Here is a 2,894-nt window from a genome sequence, read left to right as displayed (position 1 = left end):
CGAGATGCCGGTCTTGACCAGCAGTTCGCCCGACTCGACGCCCTGCACGAACGCGGCCAGCGTCGCGCCGAAGGTCGGGACGAGCAGATCGTTCGCGACGATGCGCGCGACGATTTCCCATGCGGCGATCAGCACGAGCGCGATGACGCTGCGGCGAAACCAGGCGGCGCCGGCGATGCGGCGCAGCAGCGGCGCGGGCGCCGCACGCTCGGCGTCGGGCAGCGTGTCGAGCGTGCGCGTGTATTCGGCGCGCACGGGCGGCAGCGGCGGCACGGCCGGATCGATCGTACTCATGATGCGGCGTCCTCCGTCGTCGCTGCGTGCGGTGCATGCGGTGCGTCGGTGTCGAACAGCAGGTGGTGGATTCGCGCGACGTTGTCGCGGAAGTCGCCGGTATCGACGTTCTCCAGCGAATGCTCGTGACTGTTGAGCTCCGCGCGCACGCGGCCCGGATGCGGCGACAGCAGCAGAATCCGGTTGCCGACCACCAGCGCCTCCTCGATCGAGTGCGTGACGAACAGCAGCGTGAAGCGGAATTCGTCCCACAGCCGCAGCAGTTCCTCCTGCATCTTGCGGCGCGTGAGCGCGTCGAGCGCCGCGAACGGTTCGTCCATCAGCAGCACGCGCGGCTGCATTGCCAGCGCCCGCGCAATCGCGACACGCTGCTTCATGCCGCCCGACAGCGTATGCGGATAGGCGTCGGCAAACGTGCTCAGGCCGACCTTGTCGAGATAGTGCAGCGCACGTTCGCGTGCTTCGGCGCGCGACAGCTTCGCGGCGGCGCGCAACGGAAACGCGACGTTCTCGACGACTGTCTTCCACGGCGGCAACTGGTCGAACTCCTGGAACACGACGATGCGGTCGGGCCCCGGCCCGCGCACGGGCTGACCGTCGAGCGTGATCGAACCCGAGACGGGCTCGATGAAGCCGGCGACCGCCTTCAGCAGCGTCGACTTCCCGCACCCCGACGGGCCGAGCAGCACGAAGCGGTCGCTGCCGTACACGTCGAAGCTCACCTGATGTGTCGCGCGAACGATCCGCGCGCCGCTGCGGTATTCGAGGCTGACCGCGTCGATGGCGAGCAGGCGTTCGCTGTGCGCGCCGGCCTGCGCGGCCTGCGCCGCCGGCCGCCCGGCGGCACCGGCCTCGGATGCGGCGGACGCGGCCGGCGATGCGCTGCCGCGTGCCGTATACGGCGGCAACCAGGTTCGGGGAGAAGTGGCGTTCACGGTCGAATCTCTTGCGGGAAAAGCATCAACATACGGCTGGGCGCCGTGCGGACCAACCATCGATTGCACATATCGAAACCGCGCCGACGCATAAGCGTCGATCACGGCGTCACGGCGTCACGGCATCGGCGCCGCTCAACTGCCGCCGGCCGTCGCCGGATCGTCGAAGAAGTAGTCGCGCCACGACTTCGGTTCGTTGCGGATCGCGCCGGTGCGATGCATGAACTGCGCGAGCGGCAGCGTGTTCTGCGGCGCGGTCTTGAACTGCACCTGCGGATTGCGCAGGATCTTCAGCAGCAGCGCGCGATCGATCTTCGACCCGTTCACGCGAATATAGGTATCGGCCGCGCGTTCCGGATCGGCCGCGATCTGCCGGGCGGCGTCGGCCAGCGCGGCGACGAACGCCCGGTAGGTCTTCGGGTTGTCGTCGCGGAACTTCTCAGTCGCGTACAGCACCGTCGCGGAGCTCGGGCCGCCGAGCACGTCATACGAATTCAGCACGATGTGCGCGTTCGGATTGCCGGCGAGTTCCTGCTCCTGGAACGGCGGATTGCCGAAGTGGCCGGTGATCACGTTGCTGTTCGCGAGAATCGCGGCCGTCGCGTCCGGATGCGGAATCGCCTGCGTGAGCGGGTCGAGCTTGTCGAACTGCTTGTCGCCCCACTGCTTCGCCGCCGCGTACTGCAGCACGCGCGACTGCACCGACACGCCGACCGCCGGCACCGCGATGCGGTCCTTCGCGCTCAGGTCGGCGATCGTCTTCACGTTCGGGTTGCTGCTCACGAGGTAGTACGGAAAATTGCCGAGCGACGCGACGCCCTTCACGTTCTGCCGGCCGCGCGTGCGGTCCCACACGGTCAACAGCGGCCCGACGCCCGCGCCCGCGATGTCCACCGCGCCGGACAGCAGCGCGTCGTTCACGGCCGCTCCGCCCGACAGCCGCACCCAGTCGACCTTGATGTCGAGGCCGGCCTTGCGCCCTTCCTTCTCGATCAGTTGCTGGTCGCGCGCGACGTTCAGCATCAGGTAGACGACGCCGAACTGCTCGGCGATGCGGATGCGGCCTTCCGCGTGCGCGGCTTGCGGGATGACCGCGCCGGCGAAGGCGAGTGCGGCGGTGAGCGTGGCCGCCAGCGCACGACGCGCCGGCAAGAACGAAAACGACATCGGAACTCCGGTCAGGAAAAAGCGGAAATGAATGACGCGGCGCGCGGCTCAGAAAGGCGCGTCGCCTTCGATCGTCGTGCGGTACAGCTTGCGGCGCAGATGGTCGGGCGTGCCGGCGGCAAGATGCATCAGCGAACGGTTGTCCCAGAACACCAGATCGTGGTCGCGCCATGCGTGCCGGTACAGGTGCTCGGCGCGCACGCTGTGCGCGAACAGTTCGTCGAGCAGCGCGCGGCTTTCGTCGTCGGGCAGCCCGACGATGCGCGTCGTGAAATGCTCGCTGACGAACAGCGCCTTGCGGCCGGTTTCCGGATGGGTGCGCACGATCGGATGCACGACCGCCGCGACCTGCGCGATCTGCTCGGGCGACAGGTTCGGCCGCCACGGGCTGCGCGCTTGCAATTCCGCGTAGCGCGCGAGATACGTATGCTCGGCGCGCAGCCCCTCGACCGCGCGGCGCAGGTGGGCCGGCAGCGTGTCCCACGCGAGATGCATGTT

At 68.5% G+C, this 2,894-nt stretch carries 3 protein-coding genes and 1 pseudogene; all 4 read right to left on the bottom strand.

The genetic code is table 11. The features are described from left to right. A pseudogene (locus JMF90_RS31715) lies at nucleotides 1-294 on the bottom strand (ABC transporter permease); the annotation flags it as partial. Beyond that, entirely contained in the window at nucleotides 291-1,289 is a 999-nt protein-coding gene (locus JMF90_RS31710; protein ID WP_011545453.1) for an ABC transporter ATP-binding protein, read from the bottom strand. The gene JMF90_RS31710 and the pseudogene JMF90_RS31715, both read right to left, overlap by 4 nt. 75 nt (nucleotides 1,290-1,364) lie before the next feature. Next, nucleotides 1,365-2,396: an ABC transporter substrate-binding protein gene (locus JMF90_RS31705; protein WP_011545454.1), complete on the bottom strand. Its 1,032-nt coding sequence runs from the start codon at nucleotides 2,394-2,396 to the stop codon at nucleotides 1,365-1,367. A gap of 48 nt (nucleotides 2,397-2,444) precedes the next feature. Next, nucleotides 2,445-2,894, bottom strand: a 450-nt coding sequence (locus tag JMF90_RS31700) for a TauD/TfdA family dioxygenase (RefSeq protein ID WP_201325912.1), incomplete at its 5' end; no start/stop codon positions are given.

The sequence above is a fragment of the Burkholderia sp. E168m23 genome (genome assembly GCF_016586125.1).
GTDB classification, from domain to species: domain Bacteria; phylum Pseudomonadota; class Gammaproteobacteria; order Burkholderiales; family Burkholderiaceae; genus Burkholderia; species Burkholderia orbicola.
The sequence above is the reverse complement of the archived record's forward strand: the minus strand, read 5'-3'. Positions and strand labels throughout refer to the sequence as shown.